Origin of the sequence: Bradyrhizobium huanghuaihaiense (genome assembly GCF_025200885.1) — a bacterium.
Taxonomy (GTDB): Bacteria; Pseudomonadota; Alphaproteobacteria; order Rhizobiales; family Xanthobacteraceae; genus Bradyrhizobium; species Bradyrhizobium huanghuaihaiense.
Window position 1 is genome coordinate 7,742,139 of the sequence record NZ_CP104172.1, and the last position, 22,273, is coordinate 7,764,411.

A 22,273-nucleotide genomic window follows, 5' to 3' on the forward strand; every position below is an offset into this window, starting at 1 on the left:
GCAGTAGGCTTTGATATGGACATCATCCGAAATGAGATTCTCGGTCCGGTGTGGCGTAGATGCGCAGAAATCTCGTCGCGACCTCCCGAATAACCGAGGTCTCGAAAGAATCGGCCAAGGTAACGCTTCCTTCCTCCATATCATTTGGGGAGCCCGGCACGCCGCAATCCTTCTTCGTATCGCGAGATGTCTTCGGCACGCCGATAAGGTCCCAGCACGTTTTTGAGGTTGGAAACCCGCAGTGTAGGATTGAGTTTGCGCAGGCGCACGACCGCCTTCTGCGCTAGATCCAACCGTCCCGCCATCGCATTGCTCGCAGCGCCAATACGAAGTAGAGGTTGAGAGTTTGGATTGTCCTGCAACGCCATTGCCGCCCACGATGCCGCTTCGTCGTAGCGATTCAGGAAGAAATTTGCATGCGCAGTCCCAGCTCGCATCGGTGCGATCCACGGATCAAGCGGGCTCAGGCGTATGGCACGCGTGAAGCGCTCGATCGCTAGCTCGTACTCGCCGAGCCAATTCTTTACCCAGCCACCGCAATCCCACGCCTCGGCCACATTGGAATTGAGCGCAAGCGCGCGATCGATTAAAGCGGCGCCTCGATCGAGATCGCGAACAACATATGCCAATGCCCATCCACTATCAGCGAGCGCGATCGAATCATCCCTACCTAGTTCAACCGCTCGCTGAGCGAGCCTCGATACCTCGGCAACCTTTGCCGGTGTGAGCGAAATCCAGCCAAAGGCCTTGGCATTGGCATAGCAAAAGGCGGCACGAGCGTAGGCTGTCGCAAAGTCTGGGTCGAGCTTGATCGCGCTGTTGAATAGTTGCAGTGCCTCGTTGCACGCTTGCTGACTAGCATCTTGATAAGACTTAGCTAAACCGCGCAAGTAGTGATCATAGGCGTCGAGACGCTCGGTCGGCTTGCATCTGGCGCGCTCGATCTCGGCTTTTTCAACCGCCGGCGCGATCGCTCCGACAATGCTCTCCGTCACCTGGTCCTGCAGATCGAAAATGTCGCCGAGCCCACCATCAAACCGGTTCGCCCAAAGATGCACGCCAGTAGCGGTATCGACAAGCTGACCCGTGATGCGCACTCGGTTTGCGGCCTTGCGAACGCTTCCTTCCAACACATAGCGCACTCCAAGCTCACGCCCGACCAGCTTCACGTCGACGGCGCGCCCCTTGTATGTGAAGCTGGAGTTGCGGGCGATGACAAACAGCGCCTTGAAATGAGATAGCGCTGTGATGATGTCCTCGACCATTCCATCGGCAAAGTAGTCCTGTTCTGGATCCCCGCTAATGTTGGTGAAAGGCAATACGGCAATCGACGGTTTGTCCGGTATCGCGAGTGTGGGATTTGCCGATTGTGTCCGCAGTCCGATATCCGGTGCTGCAATCCGGAAGACGCGGACCGGGCGGGCGATGTTTTTGAGCTGCCGCTCACCCAGATCCTCGAAGCCAAGACCCAGCTTGTCGCGCACCTGATCGTGTACGACTCTGCTTACGCAGATCCCATTGGCTTCGGCGAGGCCTTCGAGCCGTGCTGCAACGTTAACGCCATCGCCATAAATATCGTCGCCGTCAATGATGATGTCACCGAGGTTGATGCCGACGCGGAACTCGATGCGATGGTCCATCGGTACGTCCGAGTTACGCTCCTGCATCGCGCGCTGGACCTCGACCGCACATTGGACGGCTTCGATCACGCTCGGGAATTCGATCAGAAGGCCATCGCCGGTTGTCTTGACGATGCGGCCCTGGTGCTCGGCAATGTTCGGGTCGATCAAATCTCGTCGATGCGTCTTGAGCGCCGCCAAGGTTTCTGCCTCGTCGACACCCATCAGCCGGCTATAGCTGACAACGTCGGCGGCGATGATGGCGGCGAGCTTCCGGGCCATGCGCATACCCGTTCCCGTTCGGGGGCTCAGGAAACCAGTCTACCCGAAGAGGTGCCAATGGGTCATCCGGTCCGTAGCGCGGTCGCGGCAGCGCGATTGCCGCGCTCTGAAGTTGATGAGTTCATGGCTTGCTCCCTGGGCAAACCACTCAAGCTGAGTTTCGAAAAATTAGTCGGTAAATCACCCTATGTGTGTGAAATCACCCACACTCATAGTTATATTTTGACATATCGATGAGGCTTCATCACTGTAGAGAGAGAATGTTTGCTTTGGGTCTTGGCTGTGTGAAAACGCCAAGACGCTTGAGCGCGATAGAAGAAGTTATTCGTCCAAGATCGTTCTGGGGCTCAAGCTCGCAAGCGCCTTCAACTTTGACGACGAACTGAAGAATGTAATTCTAGTTGTGTTTCGATCCTTTGGCTTTTTTACACAGCCAGGGGTTAAAGGCCGCCCTCGGGAGCTTACCGGAGACGGTCGGTTCATCTCCCTGAGGCAGACATCGCGGCGTCTGATTGAGCGGCTGCGGGGCCATTATCCGACATCAACCGTTCGTGGATCATGTTGGCTAGACAGGGTAAAGCCACTGCAGAACGCGACGGAACTGCAGCCAGGCTCAAAGCAATTTGCTGGGAGGCCAAGCCAAAGGATTCGTCGGGACCGACAATGCGATGCACGCGTGGATGGGGTAGGCAACTCGTCCGATCAGACTGGCAAGCAGTCGGTCCCCGATCGTTGGACTCGCCGATTGGATATCCCGCAAGTCTTGCTGACAGAAATTCCATCGCCCTGCCCAACACCCCCGTCGTTCGCAGGTATTTAGGAAGTCGCTCGGTCTGGGTTGGGGACCCATTCCTCCGCGGTTGAGTCCCAATGATGGGTGTCGTCGAAATGCTTCCAGAGTGGCTGCTTTTGTTTCCTTTCGCCGTTCTGCCGGTTTGCCTGTATGCGGACGACAAGCGCCACAGCCATCATTACCCATTCGCGAGCACTATGTCGGGAGTTCCATTTGATTGCTGCGAGCATTGGAGGCCTCCGTCAAGGTAAGAACCTTTCCTCACATTTGCGCGCGCCACGAGCGAAGCGATGCAAGCTACTTCACAGGCAGTCAAAATCTTCGACATAGCCGAGGGCGATCACGGCGCGGCGAACGCGAGCAAATCGTCGGATCGCCCTTTCCGTTAAGCCTCAAGGGCAGCGGTCGGCAGCCGTGGGCGGAGATTCATCATAAGGGAGCCGCAGGCGGCCCGAAAAGCCAGTCCACCTTCCATTGCAGAGGAGCAGATCGAAGCCGACAACCCGTTGGCGCGCGGGCGAGCGGCGGTTTGCTCGGCCCGGCACCTGCAAGTGTCCTTTCCGTCGCAAGATGGAATGGGCCCGGAACAGAAGCAGCAATCCCTGCAACAATGGGCTCGCCCAACGATGCCGCTGCAATCGTGATTGTCATCAAAGATATGGCGACTACAAGCACATCGATCACAATGCGCTTCGAAAAGTGTTTCGTCATGAGTTGAGCCCTCACAACCGAGATGAAGTACTGCGCAGTTACAATCTTAGTTCGTACACAAATGGGTATCGCGAGCCATCGCCGCTTGTTCGTTTGCGGCCTCGAGGAGAGCCCATGTCTCGCGGCCACTTCAATTCGGCGCGCCGTAACTGATTTCGTGCTGCGTGTCTGTCCTGCCAAGACTGCCCTGATCAGCACGATCATAATCGGCTGCCAGGCTTTCAGGATTTTGTCCCGCAATCAGAAGCTGTTTCCGCATTTCAGCGAGGCGGGCGCGGCAGTATTCGCGATAGAGCAGGTCGATTATGGCGGGCATGGGGCCCCCATCGTTGAGTATCGCTATGAGATATTCCGATTTTCGGATAATCTAAGCCCCAGCGATGGCTGTCCGATGTGAGTCCATCCACAGGATGCGCCAATCTTCAAAGAATGATCAGCTAACCTGCTTGTCGGTGCAAAAACGGAACAGGGCTAATTATCTAAAATTTAGTATAGCAGCCTTTTGTTTCAGCAAAACTTCGTCAAACAACTCAAGATCGCTGCTGCGCGAATAAAAATCCAACCACAGCGCGAAATGAGTTACCACAGGATGCAAGCACCGTTGACTACAACACCGCCTGTTAGCCACCGTACCGAAGCAAGAATGGATCAACCGAGGCAGCTAGTCGGTCTGCCACTTGCATATTCGGCGTGGACTGCTTTTCGGTAGGCAGCGAGCCGAGAGAATTGACGGCCAGCCCGGTACCAGCGGCAAGAACAGCTATTACAATCGCGGAGAGATATTTGATCCTCATGGCGATGATCCTCCCATCGCTGACGACAAGACAATTGTGTTCGCTGAAAATTGGTTCCGTTGCGGGCAGGTCCGTGGTTGCGAACGATGCAAAAATTTTGGCCGGGATTGAAAAAATTTTGGCCGGGATTGAGGCGTCCTCCCGGCTAAACCGCCGCACGCGTCTATCAGAACATTCCGATCGAGGCGAAAAGCGCAACCTCGATTAGGACAGTGAGGCTCATAATGCCGACAGTGAGAATTGCTTCGCTCGGTGGTACAGGAATCATAGCGCGCCTCGCATATTGCGAAGCCCCAAAAGCCCAATAGCCAACACGGCTGCAAGGCGACCGACCCCGAGTTCGGTGCTGGCATCAGGTTCGCGATCGAGCAGGGCTGGCTCGAGCTGCATGAGAGCGGCACCTATGTGCGGCTGAAGAAGGCCGGCGAGGATCTGCTGGCGCACGCCGGCGAGCTGAGGAAGCAGAAACTCGGCCCCTACAGGCTCATGGAAATAATGGCTGCCAAGCCCACAGCGGCCGCACCCCACGCCAGCACATGCAACGTCCAAGGCCGAATTGTCATTGTCGCCGCCTCCTCCCATATGGGAGGATGCGGGCGGCTCGCGTGCGCTAATTGAGATAGATCAAAGGCCAAAGAGTAGCGCCGCTGCGGCAGCCACGGTGAAAGCACCAGCGCCAATGACAACTACACGCACTAGTAGTTCTCTGCTCATGCCCGATCTTAACCTCGATTGAAGGCGGGGTGGTTGCTACCGGGCAACTAGCTCTTGAGCAACCGGCGTACCTCAGATGTGCGATGCCAGCTGTCAGTGCGGTGCAAACGACGGGTTCCGGTACTGTGCGCTTCCCAAGTTCGGCGGAGCTGTTCCAACCCGTCTTCGATTAATCGGAGATCATCGTGAAGATAGTTCGTCGCGGAGGCGGACATGGATTCGAGCAATTCGCGCCGAAGATCTCTCATATCCTCGAGGGCCCGCTGGTTCCTCAAGCTCACATAAGCTGAGACGATTGCTTTACAGGACATGGGCATTCCAAAACGCGACTGTAAAAATGAGTTCTCAAAATTGACTGAACCACAGCGACCACACAGGGTGCCAAATCTCAAATATCAGGTTCCTCAAGAACGGCACGCCGCAAGATTATACACAGGTAGCATCAGCAAGCAAGCACAAGCGTAGGTAACGCGCTGAGCCCAACCCACAGCAACTTATGTCGCGAAGCTGGGTACTGTCCGTATTTGACCCTCCGTGAGTCCTGAGTTGAATCGCGGAGTGCCCTAATTTAACTTAAGTTAAAGTCTGGCAGGCAGCGGAGGACGCCCTCGTGCCTTACGACAAGGCCGCACTGGACTGCTATCTTCGGGCGCGCCGCGAGCGCTCGGATGCTGCACACGAGATGACGCAGCGGATGATTGCCAGATCGCGTGAGGCGCTGGCGCGATCTGAGGAATTGCTGCGGGTTTCAATGCCCGTCGTCTGGCATCCAGAGCCGCCGAAAGAGTAAGGCCGCATTGGAATTTCCAAAATCGCGGCGTTGCTACGGGCGCCGGCCTGTTTCCGGCCTCAGTGGTCTAGTTTGAATTGATAGGTGGCCGGTTTTGTTTTTCAGGCGCATAAAGGTGCATGCCAGAATCTCATCATCGGTCCTGTCAGTGCGGCGCTGTTTACAGCCGCACTGAGGCGATGGCCCCTTCGCGGGAAATAGCCAGCTTCGACTGCTCGGTTTGCGGCGCTCCGCTGGAATCGTGGAACACCGCTTGGGTGCCCACCTATCGGTTGATAGCTGGTCCCGTTCGGCTACCCCCAGACAGCAACTAGCGACGCGCTGTTGCATTAGCCAGCGATGGCGGAGTCGTTCGGCAGTTCTTTCACTATCGTTGAGGTGGCCTCAGACGACGCGCCGCCAAGGAGGCAGATGTGGCTAGCCTTAGCCAAGCCTAGCCAGGCGCTAACTCTGGTCCTCGCCGCTGTTCCAGAGGGTTGGACGGCGGAAGTTGTCCCAGCGATCCTTACGGATAAGCAGCAAAGGATATTCGAGGAACTAAACCTCGGTCCGGGCGACGTTTATAGGATCGATGCAAAGTAAGGCCGCCTCAGTTGGCGGCATCTTCGTCGGGACGCGCAAGTCGCAGCCGGACGCGCAAAAAGGCCCCAGCCGAGTTTGGGGGTCTAGTGGCTGGGGCTTCGCGAGAAATGGCCCAGCTCGCGTCGGGGCGGTGGAACTGGGGCCGACTTTGGCGTCACCCTCGTTGAAGGGTGACGGGAAAACTTGGCAAAGGGCGCAAACGTTCCTGTCCTAATTTCAAATCGAGGGTGTCCTAATTAGGACCGCACCGAATATCGGTAGCGAGCAAAAGACGGCCCCGGCCGTGGGCTTCTAGGGGTGGGCGGCCGGGGCCGTTGGGTGCTCGGACCTTGGGGAAGTTCAAGCAACTACTACTTACTGCAGCTCGAAGCGCCGTTCTGTTCGTTTCAACACAATGCCGGTACTCTTCCGGATAGGAACGGCAAATCCGGATAGGAACGGCAAGTCGCCTCCTGTCGAATGCCACGACACACAGAATCTGTCCCCGTCCTCCTCTCCCATTCGGTCGCGAACTCGCGTTAGGCTGACGACGCCGCCGAGCTGTTGCGGCTGATGACGACGCGATTTCACGATGCACCTCCAGCTGGATTATGCATATGGGCTCCGGCCTTGCGGCGAGGCCCGCAAAGTTCGCTAATCTCGATTTGCGTCAGAACGCCGTTTCGCAGCCGACGGCACAAGGCCGCAACGCGGACCTCGTCGAGGTCCATCAGAACGTTCCACCCGTCACGGCCTGCTTCGCTAATCAGCTCAGCAAGCCGCTGCTCGAATTCGCCTCGATCTTGGAACGCTCGGGGGCGCGAATTTGGTATCGGTTTGAAGGTCGGACGTCCTACCGCTTGCGGTGACCGTAGTCGGAACGGTGGTGCCGCCGCAGCACCATCCCTTTCCCCAAATTTCCCAAAGGTTATTTCTTCAAGGTTAGAATCTTTAAGGTTAGGGCGGTCTGGAGACCGCCTTTTAGGCGGCTCTTCACCGCCTTTTAGCTCTCCGTCGACCGCCTTTTCTTCGGCCTCAAAAGGCGGTGCATGGACCGCCTTTTCTTCTTCAAAAGGCGGCGCGGAGACCGCCTTTTCCGGAAATGCCAGCGTATAGGTGTTGCAGTGCCCGCGACCACGCGCACGCTGGACCTTGAGGAAGCCGAGCGTCTCGATCTTCTGGATTGCAATCTCGACAGTCCGGACGTTTGCGGCGATCAGATCCGCAATCGTATTGCGACCGACGAACGTGTCTCCGGTATCGCTGCTCATGTGCTTGGCAATGACCATCGCGACATGCGCCGCTAGATGGTCCTTGCCGAGAGCAACGCCAATCTCATCCAGCCACTTCAGCTTCTTGATGAAGAAATCGACTCGGTGCTTAGCGGCCATCGCGCGCCGCCTCCCTTAGGATGTACCGAGCGAACTCGAACTTTGCCGCCTCACGATCAACCGTCATCGCGGCAGCCCCGCAAATGCGAGTTCCGCAATGGCCGCCGCCATTGACAGACTAAGGCCGAACATGCGCTGGAGACGTTGCGCCCGGCGGCTGGATATGGCGGTTTCTGGTTGCTGAACTTCCAGGTTGCGATATTCGCCGGTGCAAGGGTTGCCGCCCTCGCGCCGGCTTCGCGTTCCAGGCGGCGCCAACATCAAGCACCTCCTTGCGCGCTACAGCCTCGGCGAAGTTGCGGCTCTCGAACGGTCCCGGTGCATCGTCGTGCCAGCCGATCGACCAACGGCCATCGTCACGCTGAATCACAATGTGAGAGACAAAGGCGTGAGACAAGCATCGATAGATATCGACGAATCTAAGTGTCTCACGATTTTCTAAGAGCTTGATTTCGTTGATCTGGTGTAGTCCTGCCGGGCCCACCAATTGAATCAGTGGGTCACAGGTTTCATTTCGCCGGCGGTGGCTTGCCGCACCAGAAACGCCTCGCTTCGGTGGCATCGCGATATATCAACAATCGGTAAGCTACAGCTTCGCACGCGCTCCTGCCATAACGTCTCCACTCAACCGTAGATTCGGCGGCTCTTTCGCGCGAAAAGGCTAAACAGGATGCGAATAGCTTCGCAGCATCGTGTCGACGGTGGATGCGATCTCCAGCAAATGGCGATCGGCGTTCCTGCGACCGATCAGCATCAGTCCAGTGAGAAGACCGCCCGCGGGCAGTGGCAGCGAAATCGACGGGCAGTCGAGCATGTTGGCGACGCGCGGATTGCGCAGCACGAGCCCATTGAGCTGATGGAATGCGGTGTCGTCCGCAATAGAGGAGAGAAGCGGCGCACGGATTGGCACTGTCGGCAGGACGAAAACCTCATTGTTGCCGAAAGACTGTTCAAACGACCGGATCGCAGCCTGCCGGAGCCGCACCATGTGGACATACTCGGTGCCGAGGACGCCGGCGCCGGCTTCGATGCGAGCGCGCGTCCGAGGATCGACACCGTCTAGATCCGAGAGCCCCAAACTGCGCAAGGTTGCGCCGACCTCGATCGATGGGAACGTGCCGATCCTGTCGATTCGTGCGACATCATCGAGAGCAGCCTCGATGGATCCATCCTTGATCTGCAAGCCCCCTGATCGCAGCCGATCTATGGCATTCTCGAACGCGTTGAGCACCTCGTGCTCACAGCGATCAAACAGGCGTCCGCGGGCCACGATGAGACGGAAAGTGCCTGGAGGGGCTGCCCTTAGCCGCGGCGGCGCGCCTTCCCCGGAAAGCACCTGATCGGCCACGAAGCAGTCCGCGACGTTCGACGCGATGGGACCGATCGTATCTAGACTCGATGACAATGAGAACGCGCCGGCGGTCGGCACAAAGCCGCTGGTGGGCTTGAAGCCGACCGCGCCCGACAGCGCGGCCGGGATTCGGATCGAACCGCCGGTATCGCTGCCGATGGCAAGCTCCGCCATGCCGTCAATCACCGACACCACAGCGCCCGATGACGACCCTCCGGGGACGCGGGCGCGGTCTCGAGGATTGCCCGGCATCCCGTCATGCGAGTTTGTACCCAGCGCGGAGAAGGCAAACTCGGTCATCTGGGTCTTGCCGATGACTATTGCACCTGCAGCTCGCAGCCGCTTGACGACTTCAGCGTCCTCAACTGCGGGCGGCAGACGGCGCAGCACAGCAGATCCAGAGCTCGTGACCGTTCCGGCGACGTCGAACAACGCTTTCACCGAAACGATGCGGCCATCGAGCGGACCGCGAGAGCTACCTGTAGCGGCGCGCCGGTCCGCGGCCTCAGCCTCCCAGCGGGCGCTATCCGCGAACACAGCCGTAAAGACGTTCTTTGCTTGCGGCGAATGGATCCGCGCAAGTGCCACCTCCAGCCGGGCAACGGCAGAAAGGTGCGATCGATCCTTTGTTGCTATCATGAGGCCCGCTTGGGGAGAACGATCAGGAGACGACCGGCAGGACGTCGACGTCGTAGCTATGGGTCAGGGACCGGTTAAGCACCGGATCCTTCAGCTCCATCTCAAAACGCGTCCCCGGCCGAATGCCTCCGATCGCGCCAGGCGTTCCGCAGAACATCAGTGTGCCCGCCGACAGCATGTCCGTTCCGGTGTAGCGACGAATGAGATCGCGCGGCGTCCTCAGCGAGGAGACCAGACTATCCTGGTAGAGGACCCGCTCGCCGTCGATCGTCGCCCACGATCGAAGGACCAGCTCATCCCAATGCCCCTCAACATCAGCATATGACCAGAGCTGTGGGCCGACCGGCTTGCCGCACAACTGTTTCGAAAGGGCGATGCCCGAAGCTTCCGCCTTGCGGTCGGTATGATCGGATCCGATGCCGACCCAGAGTCCGTCCGCCATGGCGACAATCACCGGCTCGACCTCGCCGGAACTGTCCGCGCCAAGGACGGTCAGCCGGCTTTCCTGGGTCAATGTTTGCGCCGCGACGCGATAATAGAGCGGTGTCGTCGAGGGGCGCGGAATGCCGAGCGCTGCGAGTTCCGCGATGTGGTGCTCGATCGCCGCGGCATCCCTGCCTGCCCAGCCAGCGATGACAAGGGACCCGATCTCGACGGCAACACGATCGGTCCGGCCACTTGCGAGGCGTTCAAATTGTAGCAACATGGAATTCCTTCTCTTTGGTCGGCGTGGCCAGGACTTCGCCGCGCTCGATCTGCAGCGTCCTGTCGGCGATCCGGTCGAGCAGCGCGGGCGAAGATTCGGTGATCAGCATGGCAAGCTCGGGCCGGTGCTTGCGTAGCTCGCCGAGGGTTCGCGCGTAATCGAGCGCGAGGGCCGGTGCAAGGCCCTGGAAGGGCTCGTCGAGCAGCAGGACTTTGCGCGCCACCGTCAGCGCGCGGCCCAGTGCGACCATCTTTCCCTGTCCCCCGGAAACGCCGCCAGCGGGCCTGGAGCGCATCACGTGCAATTCGGGCAATAAGTGGTAGATCTCGTCGAGCCTGCGTGCGATCTCGGCACGTTCGAGCTTCAGCGCCAGCGCCGGGAGGCGGATGTTCTCCTCCACGCTCAGCTCCGAAATCAGGCGCCGGTCCTCCGGCGCATAGCCAATACCGGCCCGGGCGCGGGTATGAGCAGGCCTGCTGCCGAGATCGTCGGCATCGAGGCGGACCGAGCCGTCGTCAAGCGCGATGAGGCCCATGATTGCACGAAGCGTCGTAGTCTTGCCGGCGCCGTTGCGCCCGATCAACACCGTCGTCTTGCGCGCGATGATCTCGCAACTGACGGCGCGCAGCACGCGAACGCCCTCGATCGAGACGCTGACCTTGTCGAGCGTGAGCATCAGGCCACCCCTACGACACGTTGGCGGACTTGCGCATTGCCGAACACCTCGTCGGGCCGCCCCTCGGCCATGATGTTGCCGGCGTTCCACACTAGGACGCGGCTCGCGTAACGCGCGACCACGTCCATGTCGTGCTCGACGAACAGCGCCGTGATGCGGCGCTGGCGCAGCGCCGCCATCAGTGCCTCCATCAGCGGAAAGCGTTCGAGGGCGCTCACACCACTGGTCGGCTCGTCGAGCAGCAGCAGCCGCGGCTTCAGCGCCAATGCGACTGCAATGTCGAGCAGTTTGCGATGTCCTTCGGGAAGCGTGCTGCCGATCCGGTCGGCATCCTTGGCGAGCCCGACGAGGTCAAGCAACGCTATTGCCTCGTCGCGTCGCGTCGCAGTTTCGAGCGGGTGGACTACGCTCCACAGACCATCGGTTGCCGCCAGCGCCAGCATCATGTTGTCGATCACGCGCTGTGCGGAGAAGAGCTGCGGGATCTGGAATGCGCGGGCGACGCCGCGGCGCGCGATGGCACGTGGCGACAGGCGGGTGATGTCGTGGCCATCGAGCAGCACGCTGCCCGATCTCGGACGAATATAGCCCGTGCAGATGTTCAGCAGCGTGGTCTTGCCGGCCCCGTTCGGCCCGATTATCGCGAGGAACTCGCCCTCATGGACCACGATGCTGACGTCGTCGGCGGCCTTGACGCCGTTGAATGCGACGTGGAGGCGCTTGGCTTCCAGGATCGGACGCGTCATAGGCTCGTCGCCTCCTTGCGCGCGAACAACCCATAGATCCCTTGCGGCATGAACATGATCACGATGATCAGTGTCATGCCCACGATCAAATTCCAGGAATCGGTGACAGTCACCGCTGCGCTATGCAGCAATTCCAGAAACAAGGCACCGATGAACGCGCCCGGTACGCCACCAATGCCGCCAAGCACGGCGATCAGCACGAGGTGACCCGATGCGGTCCAGAACGCAAACTCCGGGACCACGCGGCCGATTGCAAAACCGGCGATCGCGCCGCCGAGGCCGGCGAGCGCGGCCGAGACGACATAGGCAATCAGCAGGACTGCCCAGACCGGAATGCCCAGATATTCGAGCCGGATCTCGTTGGTGTGGACGGCCGAAAGCGCATGGCCGAGCGGGCTGTTCAGGTAACGCTGCACGGCAAGACCGACGAGCACCATCAGTCCCAGGCTGAGATAGAACAGCACGCTCTTGAACGCCGGTTCGCCGAGCACGAGGCCGAACACCGCCGGGACTGGCACCGGCATGCCGTCGGTTCCGCCGGTGACGCCGTACAGTTTTGCGCACAGCGCGTAAAACACCATGGAGACAGCAAGATTCAACATCGCGAAGAAGATCGCGCGATAGCGGACGAGAAACGATCCGGCGACGGCACCCACGAACGCCCCGCCCAGCACCGACAGGATCAGCAGCAGCCCAAGATCGTTGACGCCGGTGCGCGCCAGGAACGCGCCCCCATAGGCGCTCGCGGCAAAGAACATCGCATGCCCGATGGAGATCAGTCCGGCGCGGAGCAGCACCGCGACGCCGAGTGCTGCAAACCCCTTGGCGATGGCAAGCGTCAACACGAATTGCAGCCAGGGCGCGGCGATGGGCAACAACGCCAGGATGAGAACCGCAGCAGTTGCAAAGATCGTTCGCATCATATCCTCCGCGCCGTCACCGATCCGAACAGCCCGTAGGGACGGATCAGGAGAACGACAAGCATCGCTGCATAGGGAGTAACCGCATCCAGGGACGGCGCCATATAGATCGCCAGCACGCGTGCCAGTCCCACGATCAGCGAGGCGACGGCCGCCCCCTCGATCTGTCCGAGGCCTCCGATCGCCGCCACGGCGAAGGCGAGCACCATGGTATCGGCCCCGAGCCCCGGCGCGATGCCTGAGGTTGGCGTGGCCAGCGCACCACCCCATGCCGCAAGGAACACGCCCAGTGAGAAGGCGAGGATGAAGATCCGGTTGGTATCGATGCCGATCGACTGCGCCATCTCGCGGTCGGTGACGACGGCCGTGATCAGGCGCCCAAGCCGGGTGTGGTTGATCAGGAGCCGCAGGCCGCCGACCACGATGAGCGCCATCCCGATCAGCACGATCTGGTAGTTGAGATAGACGACGCCACCGATTGAGGTGGTGCCGAGCAATCGCATCGGCGCGTCTTAGTAGAAGGACTGGACGCCGAAGATCACGCGCTGCAGATCCTCCAGGATGAGGAACAGCCCGAACGTGATAAGGATCTGCACCGCTTCGGACTTTCCATAGGTCCAGCGGACCAGGCCGCGCTCGATCAGCGGACCGAATGTCGCCGCTACGAACACGGCGCTGAACAGGAGCGCCAGGAACGACAAATACGGGTTGAGCTGGCGGCTTGCGACGAACAGGCAGATGGAGGCCGCGGCATACCCGCCAATCGAATAGAGGCTGCCATGGGCGACGTTGAGGACGCGCAGCACGCTGAAGACCAGCGTCAGGCCGACCGCCGCGAAGAAGATCAACGCGGCGCTCGCCAGGCTGTCCAGCAGCAAGGGAATGATTGCATTCAACATCGGCTCACGCCTTCCGTGATTGGAATCAGGTGCACGTCATTCCGCTCTATTTGTAGCTACCCGGCTTCGGTAGGCTTCTGACAAACTCGGGCTTGAGCGTCGAAATCCAGGCAAGCGGACCTTGGCCGGTCTGCGGCATCAAGCCGTCGCCCTTGTAGCGGACCATGTCGCCGATCACGGGAAACTGCTGCGCCGGTGTCTTCACGGTGACGCCGACGATCTGGTCGACGAGGCCGTCATTGTCGGCGCGCGTCTGCGCCGTGCCGGTCAGGGTCTCGACCTTGCTGCCCTTCATGGCGGCGGCGAGTTCGGCACGCGTCGGCCATTTGCCGCCGTTCTTCTGGATCGCAGCCTCGTAGGCGGCTTTCACGTAGATCAGTGCGTTGGCCATCTTGATCGAGGGAAACACCGGATACTCACCAAAGCGCGCCTTGTAGGCATCAGCAAACTTCACCGTCTCTGGCTTCGCCCTGGCATCCGGCGACATCCACCAGCCATCGCCGAGAACCCCGACGATCACGCCGTCAGGCAACGGCACGCGTTGCAACATTGTCTCGCCGAGTGCCAGAATGACCTGACTGGAGGTGAAGATCCCACGCGGTGCGGCCTGGCGAACGAAGTTCTCGAGATCGGCTCCCCAAAGATTTGAGAAGACCACATCCGGGCGTGCCGTGGTGAGGCGCGAGATTTCGGTCTGGTAGTTCGGCGAGCCAAGCTTCGGATAGAGTTCTGCGACGATCTCGACGTCGGGCTTCAGGGCCTTCAACGCCGCGGTGAAGATCTTCGCCGCGTCATGGCCGAACGCATAGTCCGGGTTGATGATCGCCACCGTTTTCACATCGGGTTTGCGATCCAGCAGGTAGATCGCGTAGGCGATGAATTCAGGCACGGTATTGCCGTTGGGGCGGAACACATATTTGCTCTTGCCGTCCATCAGCAGCTGGTGGGTGTCGCAGTTCCAGCCCACGGTGGGAACCTCGAGCTGCTCGGCGAGCGGCGCCAGCGCCAGGCAATTCGCGCTCGACAAGGCCGCGATCATAACCAGGTTCTTCGCATCCCCAGCGAGCCGGCGGTATTCCGCGATCACACCTTGCGCGCCCTGCGCCTCATCGACATAGGTCGCGCTGACCGGAACGCCTGCGATCCCGCCCTTTGCATTGATCTCGTCGATCATGAGGTCGGCGGCGTTCTTGCCCGGCATCCCGTAGGCTGCGGCGGGACCCGACGTGAACGTAAAGATACCCAGCCCCAGCGAACTCGGCTTTTCCTGCGCAGCGACCGGAGTTGTTGCCACTACGCCGACCGCGAGAGCTCCCGCAAGACCATCGACAACCAACCGAAGATTGGACTGCGGTAACCCGCGCTCGAGCCTGAAGAGCAGACCGAGCGACGATAGGCAACGCGCAACTACGGTGGACATACCTTTGAACGCCATATTCCTCTTCCCCTTGGCCAGTCTATCGATGATGTTGGTGGCGATAGCGAACCGGGTGTCAGACCGGATCGAAGTAATGCATCTCCAGGAGCAGACAGCCGTTGACGGACTTGAACGGACCGTGCGGCGCGTGCGGCGGCCGGCAGGCATACGTGTTCGGTGGGAAGCTCTCGCCGCCCTCGCCCTTCGCGTCATTTCCGACAATCAGATCGCCCGATACGAGATACACTTCTTCCCAGTACTCGTGCGAGAACGGCGCGGTGGTGTAGACGCCGGGCGCGAAGCGCAGCAGCCGGGTCCGCGTCCCGCGCCAGTTCTCCTCGTCCAGTCCGCCAGAGATGATCTTCTGCTGGATGCCGGCCGGATAGCCTGCCGGCACTTCCCAACCGGTCGTCATGTCGAGCGTATGGAATTCGTCATGCTTCTTATTGACGGGCATGGATTGTCTCCCTGGATCAGGCGGCTTTGCTGGCGGTCGAGACGCCGTTGAGGTCGTAGGAATCGAGCATGGTCTGCACCAACCGGTCGGCGCCGGCCCAGTCGTAGGTGCGATAGGAATGGCCTTTGGTGACGAAGGTCGCACCGGCGTAGAACATCTCGTATTGCTGGTGGCGCGAGCCGAACTCGGAGCCCACGGCATCCCAGGCGAGCTTGTAGAACTTCACGCGGTCATGTGAATTGGCCTTCGGCGACTGTTGGGTCTTGCCGATCAGGGCTGCGATCTCGGGATTGTCGAAGTCCGCAACCGACGAAGGCAGCATGATCATGCCGCCGCCGGCGAGCTCGCGGAGCGTGTTGATGACGTGGGCATAGAGCTGCTGCGTCAGCACCTGCGCGGAATAGAGCGTGTGCCGGTCCGGGATGAAATAGGGGCCGACCTGCGCGCCCTTGGCCTCCATAGCGGCCACCAGCGCATCGACCATACCGGTCTCGGCCGCGAGCTGACCGAGCATTTCGCGCACCTGCGGGAACTGGGTAACGCCGTTCATTTCGGCGGTCCGATGCGCAAGGCCGGTCAGGAATTTGAGCTTGACGCTGAGACGGACCATCGCCTGGTAGTTCTGATAGACATGGCACGGCGTGCCGTGAAACTGCTTCTGGCACATTTCGACATTGCCTTCGATGAAGACGCGGTCCCACGGCACCTTCACGTCGTCGAAATAGAGAACCGAGTCGTTCTCGTCGAAACGGCTCGACAGGGGATGGTCGAACACTGCACCGGCGGCATCCTCATAGGATTTCCGCGACAGCATCTTCAGGCCCTTCGTGTTCATGGGTATCGCGAAGGACATCGCATAACGCTCTTCACCTGGACGCATCGGCTGGATGGTCGTGACGAAGACCTCGTCGGCAACCACGCCGCCGGTGGCGAGCATCTTGGCGCCGCGGATCGTGATCCCCTCTGCGTCGCGATCGACCACACCGGCGGTGAGGAATGGATCGGCCTGTTCGGCTGCACCCTTCGAACGATCGGCCTGCGGATTGATGATGACGTAGGTGAGATAAAGGTCCTTGTCGCGGGCGTAACGGTAGTAGCTCTCGAGCGCGCCGGCGCGGGCGGGATCATGCGCCTTGAAGACGTCGAGCCCCATGTAGAGCCCGGAAATGCAGGACGCCACGTGGTCGGGGGCGCGGCCCATGAAGCCGGCATGCAGCGAGGCCCACGCCTCCAGCGCCTTTCGCCGTGTCACGAGCTCGGCATAGGAGGACGGAAGCTGCCAGATGCGGTTGGCGCGACCTGCACCCGCGTCAAACGTCATCAGATCCGCGTTCGCCGGCGCGCTCGCGAAGTCGAACAGGCCCGCCATGGAGGTGGCGAGGTTGCGGAAGGCATGGTGTGTCGTGACATCGCCGACCGAGGCGCCGTTGATGTAGATGGTCCGGCCGTCCTTCAGGCCTGACAGGTATTCCTTTGCGCTGCGCATCGCAGGTCTCCGGTTCAAAGCTAGTAGTGGATGGAAAGCGGCCAGGTCGGCTCGCGCTCGGTTTCATCGACGAGATCGCGGTAGCGGCCGCGGAAGAAGATCAGGGGAGCAGCGGCCTCGGCGCGACTCGCATGCCTGATGACACGGACCACGAAGATGATGTGGTCGCCGCCTTCGTAGATCGCATACGGTGCGCATTCGAAATGTGCCATCGCGCCCGAGATCAGAGGCGCCTCGGCATGGCCAACCGACGTCTTCACCTGATCCCATTTGTCGGAAAGAGCGCGCGCGAACTGATTGGAGATCTGCTCCTGTTCGCGCGCGAGGATGTTGACGGCAAAACCCTTGGCTTCGAGCATCGCTGGCAGGCTGCGCGCCTTGCGGTCGACACTGAAGAGAACGAGCGGCGGATCGAGCGAAACGGAGTTGAACGAGCTCATGGTCATCCCGATGAGCTCCTCGCCCTTGCCGCGCGCGGTCACCACCGCAACGCCGGTGGCGAATTCGCCCAGGGCACGCCTGAATGCACGATCCTCCATGGACACCGCCTCGTCGCCCGGTCCTGATTTATAGTTCTCAGATAGCTTTCTGACCAAGCTACTTTGAAATGTCAATACCCTTGCTGACCGAGCGCATGCGTGCTCTTTAGGCAGCGTCCAACGCTATGATTTTGCGGAGAGAATGCCCGTGTCCGATGCGCTGCTGACGGCCTCGAAGCCCGAGTTGCTCGACAAGGAAGGAGATCGCACGCTTCGCGGCCTCCTCTACGACTATTTCGCATTTGGACGCGGTCTAGAAGCCTGCCGGGAAATATTCGCAGGCTTCGTAGACCTGTCGCCGACCCAATATCTGATCTTGATCGCGATCAAGAACTCGACCGCGGAAGAACCGATGGGCGTGAATCAGGTCGCCGAACGGCTATACCTGAGCGGCGCCTTCGTCACCAACGAGATCAACAAACTGGTGTCCGACGGCTTCCTCGAGAAAACCCCCCATCCCGAGGACGGACGACGGGTGCAGCTTGCCCTCACCCAGCACGGAATGAGCCTGTTGATCCGCCTTGCCGCCTTGCAGCGACCGGTCAACGACGCGCTGTTTGGAATGCTGACGCGCGAGGAGTTCAAAATGCTGGCTCAGCTGTTGTCCCGGCTTGCATCAAACGCCGAAAACGCGTTGAAGCTGGCCGTACATGCGCAGGCTACGCTCAAGTTGCAGGAGGATCGGGACTCCGCAGCGAATCCGCCGGATTCTCGCAAGAAGCGGCGCGCAACGCGGCGCACCGGTCGATAACGCCAGTCGGAGGCTGCCGTCTTGCCTCGTTCCACGGCTCAGTTCGAAGGCGGAAGATAAACAGAGGCGGAAAGCTCAGACTAGCCGCACCAGTTTCGCACCAGAAACAACCTGATCGAAACGCACCGAACGCGGACGAAATCAAACGAAAACCCAGCAAAATCAACAAATCTGGTCAATATTCTCCCGCTCATAACGTCTGGTTGCAGGTTCGAGTCCTGCCGGGCCCACCAATCTTCGCGCACGTAACGAGTGAAGGCTGCCGCGCAGAAGCCCCAATTGGGCGAAGACGGGCTGTTGCGGCGCGCTACGGCTCGGCAAGCCACACGCGGACGCAGTATCCGCCAATCTTGTAACAGCCACTCACGCCGCCTCGCCCAACACCGTTCCGAGAATTGTCGTTTGGTATGCCGCCAGCATTCCGGGCTCCTCGATCGATCCGTGGTGATGCAGCTGGCGCCACGCACCGCCCCGTCGCGTGAACCAGCGCGTGGTACGAAATCGAACGTCCATCTTCAGGTCGGTAGTCATGCAGGTGCCGACTTCGCGGCCGACGAACAGGTGCCAATCGTCGCCGCCCTGGCTCGTGAAATCGTGGAAGGTCACCTGGACAATCGCCGGACCACCGAACAATTTCAAATAGCCTTCACTGATCGACCGCCAACCTCGCCGGATGCCGCCCATCGGGTTGTCCATGCTGAGCGCATCCCCCTGTTCCCAGTTGGCCGCCAGCCCCTCAAGGTCCCGCGCGTTGAAGGCTTTGTAAAACGCGATCAATGCGTCAAGTGGGTCGCCGCGACCGCTTTGCACTTCGTGTCCGGTAATCTCGGTCAATCTTATCGTCATGATGTTTCTCCGTGTTGTGTGTGTCCTCAAAAGACCCGCGCTTCAATCACGCTCGCCGCGCTTCCGCGGCTTGCACACGTGGGTCATCGTGCGCATCGTGATATTCGAGGCCGAGCGGACCAATCGCGGAGACTTGCGTGACGTATTCTCCGGACTTCGCCCAGTGGAAATGCCAGGTCTCGCCGGGCAGCACGATGACGCTGCCGGGCGGATAGGCCGTCACCTTGTCGCCATCGAATGTTTCCCCGAGCCCGATGTAGAAGACGCCCGACATGACCGTGTAGATACGGTCTTCCGGATGCTTGTGCGGCATCAGCCTGGTGCCGCCAGGCACCTTGACGCGGACGACATAAGGTCCCGCCTCGGATGGATGGCCCACCATCACGGCGAGCCGCGCACCTGACGGAAACGCGGGGAACGGCTTCCACTCGATATCCTCAGGGAACACTGCCCTGAACGTCGATTGATCGGGTTGATGATTGCGGCCCATGACGCTGCCTCCTTCCTGACGGCTGACTAGTCGAGCTTCGCGTCCAGCGTGATCGTGGCGTTGAGCACATTCGATACCGGGCAGTTCTTCTCGGCTTCTCCCGCGATACGGGCAAAGCCGGCGTCGTCGAGGTTGGGTACCTTGGCCCGCAAGGTGAGAGCAGACTTGCTGATCTTGAATCCCTGGCCGTCCGGATCCAGCGTTACCGCGGCCTCCGTGGAGAGCTCGGTTGGATTGAATCCCGCCGTCTGCAGGCCGAATGCCAGGGCCATCGTGAAACAACCGGCATGAGCGGCCGCGATCAGTTCCTCGGGATTTGTGCCCTTCTCGTTCTCGAAGCGGGTCTTGAAGGAATACGGGGTCGCATCCAGGACACCTGAATCGCTGGTCAGCTGGCCGCTCCCTGCACGCCCCGTGCCATGCCACACTGCCTTTGCCTTACGGATCATTGCTCTTCTCCCTGTTAGTTCTGCACACAGCCCCGCACGGAAGTGTGCGGGACTACCCCATCGCGCCGGTTACGCCGGCAGCTTCAGAACGCTGCTATCGACCGGCATCTTTCGCAGGCGTTTGCCAGTCGCCGCGAAGATCGCGTTCGCGATCGCCGGCACGATCAGTGACGTTCCGGTCTCGCCCATTCCACCGGGCGGCTCCGCACTCTTCACGATGTGCACATCGATCACCGGCGCCTCGTTCATACGGAGCATCTGGTAGGTGTCAAAATTGGTCTGCTCGACGCACCCGTTCTTCAGCGTGATCTCGCCGTAGAGCGCGGCTGTTGCGCCGAAGATGACGCCGCTCTGGAGCTGCGCCTGCACCGTGTCGGGGTTGACGACCGTGCCGCAATCCATCGCACAGACCACCCAGCGAACCCGGACGTTGCCATCCTTCGACACTTCGACCTCGGCCACCTGCGCCAGATAACTGCCGAAAACGAATTGCAGCGCAACGCCGCGCCCGCTGCCCTTGGGCAAGGCCTGTCCCCAGCCGGATTTTTCCGCGGCAAGATCGAGCACCGCCCTGGCGCGCGGGTTGCCGTCCAGCAGCATCCGGCGATAGGCGACGGCATCCTGTTTCGCTTCAGAGGCCAGTTCGTCGACAAAGCTTTCGGTCACGAAGACATTGTGCGACGGCCCGACGCTGCGCCAGAACGCCGTCGGAATACCCGGAGGCTCCACGCGGACAAACTCCACGTGGAAATTCGGCAGGTCGTACACGAGATCGATCGCACCTTCGGTCGAATCGGGATCGAGACCATCCTTGAAGGCCGGCGGCAGCCATCGCGCAATAACTGACGGCCCGGCGAAGCGGTTCTTCCAGGCCACGGGCTTTCCCTGCGCATCGAGCCCCGCAGCAAGTCGGTCAAACCAGTACGGCCGATACATTCCGTGCTGAATGTCTTCCTCCCGAGTCCAAACCACCTTGACAGGGCCATCGACCTGTTTGGCGATCTCGACGGCCCGGACCGCGACGTCGGCCTCCAGCCGCCGGCCAAAGCTGCCGCCAATGAGATGATTGTGGACGATGATTTTCTCCGGCGGCAGGCCCGCTGCCTTGGCAGCCATCGTCTGCACGCGAGCCACAGCCTGGCTGCCGATCCATATCTCGCATTCGTCTTTGCGGACATGCACGGTGCAGTTCATGGGCTCCATCGTGGCGTGGGCCAGGAATGGAAGTTGATACGTCGCCTCTACTTTGATGACTGCAGCCGCCAACGCCTTGTCCGCATCGCCGTTGTTCTGCGCCACCGTGCCCGAGCCGAGCGTCGCCTGTTCGAGCTGACCCGCGATTTGCGCTGTCGACAGCGCCGCGTGCGGGCCGTCCTCCCACTCGATCTTGAGGGCTTCCAGCCCCTTCTTGGCCGCTCCCATGTGATCAGCAACGACAGCAACAGCATCATCGAGCCGAACAATTTGGCGCACGCCCTTGACGGCCTTTGCTTCCGTATCGTCCAGACTCTTCAGGCGACCACCGAACACCGGCGATTGTGCCAGTGTCGCAATCTTCACACCCGGTGGGCGCGCATCTATGCCATAACGGGCCGTGCCGTTGACCTTTCCCGGCGCGTCAAGCCGCTTGGCGGGCGTGCCAATCAGCTTGAAATCATCGGGCCCCTTCAGTGTCACTTTGTTCGGCACTGCGACCCGTGCCGCATCTGCGACCAGTTCCCCGTATTTCAGGCGTCGCCCCTTCGCATCATGGATCACTTCGCCGTCCCTTGCGCGGCAGGTCGCCGGGTCTACGTTCCATCGCTTGGCAGCCGCTGCGATCAGCATCATCCGCGCCGTCGCCCCGGCCTCGCGCAGCGGCTTCCACGCACCGCGCATAGCATTCGAGTTTCCCGTCGCCTGTACGCCAAGCATCGGATTGGCGTAAAGCTTTTCGTTTGGCGGCGCGTGTTCCAGGCGCACCTGACTCAGGTTCACCTCGAGCTCTTCGGCGATCAGCATCGGGATCGAGGTATAGGTACCTTGCCCCCATTTCGACATAGGGCATGGTCAGGACAACCTCGCCGTCGTCGCCAATGCGGATGAAGGCGTTTGGTGCAAAGTTAGTTGAGGCCGCGTTGCTTTGGCCGAGGGGCAGCGCCAGGCTCAATAACAGGCCGCCACCAACCGCCGCGGTGCCGGCAAGAAAACCACGCCGTGACAGGTTGGTGTCGTCGAGACGTGAAGTCACGCGATCGAAACCCATG

At 60.5% G+C, this 22,273-nt stretch carries 19 protein-coding genes and 2 pseudogenes; 3 read left to right on the forward strand and 18 right to left on the reverse strand.

Annotated elements, in window-relative coordinates; translation table 11 throughout:
* Positions 1-140: 140 nt before the first annotated feature.
* On the reverse strand, positions 141-1,901 hold the full coding sequence (locus tag N2603_RS36600; protein ID WP_260385963.1) for an adenylate/guanylate cyclase domain-containing protein: 1,761 nt from the start codon (positions 1,899-1,901) through the stop codon (positions 141-143).
* A 1,634-nt stretch (positions 1,902-3,535) separates the two neighbouring features.
* Positions 3,536-3,721, reverse strand: a complete 186-nt coding sequence (locus tag N2603_RS36605; protein WP_260385964.1) for a hypothetical protein — start codon at positions 3,719-3,721, stop codon at positions 3,536-3,538.
* Positions 3,722-4,197: 476 nt separating this feature from the next.
* On the opposite strand from N2603_RS36605, the gene N2603_RS36610 reads away from it, so the two are divergent.
* Together N2603_RS36610 and N2603_RS36615 are read left to right on the forward strand one after the other, a co-directional pair.
* Positions 4,198-4,407, forward strand: coding sequence for a hypothetical protein (locus tag N2603_RS36610; protein ID WP_260385965.1), 210 nt, complete (start codon positions 4,198-4,200; stop codon positions 4,405-4,407).
* Between the two features lie 1,116 nt (positions 4,408-5,523).
* On the forward strand, positions 5,524-5,703 hold the full coding sequence (locus tag N2603_RS36615) for a hypothetical protein (protein WP_260385966.1): 180 nt from the start codon (positions 5,524-5,526) through the stop codon (positions 5,701-5,703).
* A gap of 1,148 nt (positions 5,704-6,851) precedes the next feature.
* On the opposite strand, the gene N2603_RS36620 is transcribed toward N2603_RS36615, so the two are convergent.
* From N2603_RS36620 to N2603_RS36675, 12 genes and pseudogenes are all read right to left on the reverse strand, one after another.
* Positions 6,852-7,655 (reverse strand): hypothetical protein, encoded by an 804-nt coding sequence (locus N2603_RS36620; protein ID WP_260385967.1) that lies wholly within the window; start codon positions 7,653-7,655, stop codon positions 6,852-6,854.
* A 63-nt stretch (positions 7,656-7,718) separates the two neighbouring features.
* On the reverse strand, positions 7,719-7,916 hold the full coding sequence (locus tag N2603_RS36625) for a hypothetical protein (RefSeq protein ID WP_260385968.1): 198 nt from the start codon (positions 7,914-7,916) through the stop codon (positions 7,719-7,721).
* 400 nt (positions 7,917-8,316) lie between these two features.
* Positions 8,317-9,645, reverse strand: a complete 1,329-nt coding sequence (locus N2603_RS36630; protein ID WP_260385969.1) for an amidase family protein — start codon at positions 9,643-9,645, stop codon at positions 8,317-8,319.
* Positions 9,646-9,667: 22 nt separating this feature from the next.
* Positions 9,668-10,351 carry a DUF2848 domain-containing protein gene (locus tag N2603_RS36635; protein WP_260385970.1) on the reverse strand — a complete coding sequence of 228 codons (684 nt, stop codon included), beginning with the start codon at positions 10,349-10,351 and terminating at the stop codon, positions 9,668-9,670.
* Positions 10,335-11,027, reverse strand: coding sequence for an ABC transporter ATP-binding protein (locus N2603_RS36640; protein ID WP_260385971.1), 693 nt, complete (start codon positions 11,025-11,027; stop codon positions 10,335-10,337). The genes N2603_RS36635 and N2603_RS36640 overlap by 17 nt, the downstream gene beginning before the upstream one ends.
* Positions 11,027-11,773, reverse strand: coding sequence for an ABC transporter ATP-binding protein (locus tag N2603_RS36645; RefSeq protein WP_260385973.1), 747 nt, complete (start codon positions 11,771-11,773; stop codon positions 11,027-11,029). The genes N2603_RS36640 and N2603_RS36645 overlap by 1 nt, the downstream gene beginning before the upstream one ends.
* Entirely contained in the window at positions 11,770-12,693 is a 924-nt protein-coding gene (locus N2603_RS36650; protein ID WP_260385975.1) for a branched-chain amino acid ABC transporter permease, read from the reverse strand. Before N2603_RS36650 ends, N2603_RS36645 begins: the two co-directional genes overlap by 4 nt.
* Positions 12,693-13,592 (reverse strand): annotated as a pseudogene (locus N2603_RS36655) (branched-chain amino acid ABC transporter permease). The gene N2603_RS36650 and the pseudogene N2603_RS36655 overlap by 1 nt, the downstream one beginning before the upstream one ends.
* A gap of 46 nt (positions 13,593-13,638) precedes the next feature.
* Positions 13,639-15,177 (reverse strand): ABC transporter substrate-binding protein, encoded by a 1,539-nt coding sequence (locus N2603_RS36660; protein WP_260385977.1) that lies wholly within the window; start codon positions 15,175-15,177, stop codon positions 13,639-13,641.
* Positions 15,086-15,466: a cupin domain-containing protein gene (locus N2603_RS36665; RefSeq protein ID WP_260385978.1), complete on the reverse strand. Its 381-nt coding sequence runs from the start codon at positions 15,464-15,466 to the stop codon at positions 15,086-15,088. The genes N2603_RS36660 and N2603_RS36665 overlap by 92 nt, the downstream gene beginning before the upstream one ends.
* 16 nt (positions 15,467-15,482) lie before the next feature.
* Positions 15,483-16,952, reverse strand: a complete 1,470-nt coding sequence (locus N2603_RS36670; protein ID WP_260385979.1) for a 4-hydroxyphenylacetate 3-hydroxylase family protein — start codon at positions 16,950-16,952, stop codon at positions 15,483-15,485.
* A 20-nt stretch (positions 16,953-16,972) separates the two neighbouring features.
* Positions 16,973-17,491, reverse strand: a complete 519-nt coding sequence (locus N2603_RS36675; protein WP_260385980.1) for a flavin reductase family protein — start codon at positions 17,489-17,491, stop codon at positions 16,973-16,975.
* Positions 17,492-17,633: 142 nt separating this feature from the next.
* Here N2603_RS36675 and N2603_RS36680 point away from each other — a divergent pair, with 142 nt between their 5' ends.
* Positions 17,634-18,242 (forward strand): MarR family winged helix-turn-helix transcriptional regulator, encoded by a 609-nt coding sequence (locus tag N2603_RS36680; protein WP_260385981.1) that lies wholly within the window; start codon positions 17,634-17,636, stop codon positions 18,240-18,242.
* 363 nt (positions 18,243-18,605) lie between these two features.
* Here N2603_RS36680 and N2603_RS36685 read toward each other — a convergent pair whose 3' ends face one another.
* From N2603_RS36685 to N2603_RS36700, 4 genes and pseudogenes are all read right to left on the reverse strand, one after another.
* Positions 18,606-19,088 carry a YybH family protein gene (locus N2603_RS36685; protein ID WP_260385982.1) on the reverse strand — a complete coding sequence of 161 codons (483 nt, stop codon included), beginning with the start codon at positions 19,086-19,088 and terminating at the stop codon, positions 18,606-18,608.
* A 46-nt stretch (positions 19,089-19,134) separates the two neighbouring features.
* Entirely contained in the window at positions 19,135-19,578 is a 444-nt protein-coding gene (locus tag N2603_RS36690; RefSeq protein WP_260385983.1) for a cupin domain-containing protein, read from the reverse strand.
* A 26-nt stretch (positions 19,579-19,604) separates the two neighbouring features.
* Entirely contained in the window at positions 19,605-20,027 is a 423-nt protein-coding gene (locus N2603_RS36695) for an OsmC family protein (protein ID WP_260385984.1), read from the reverse strand.
* Between the two features lie 69 nt (positions 20,028-20,096).
* Positions 20,097-22,272 (reverse strand): annotated as a pseudogene (locus N2603_RS36700) (xanthine dehydrogenase family protein molybdopterin-binding subunit).
* Between the last annotated feature and the right edge of the window lies 1 nt (position 22,273).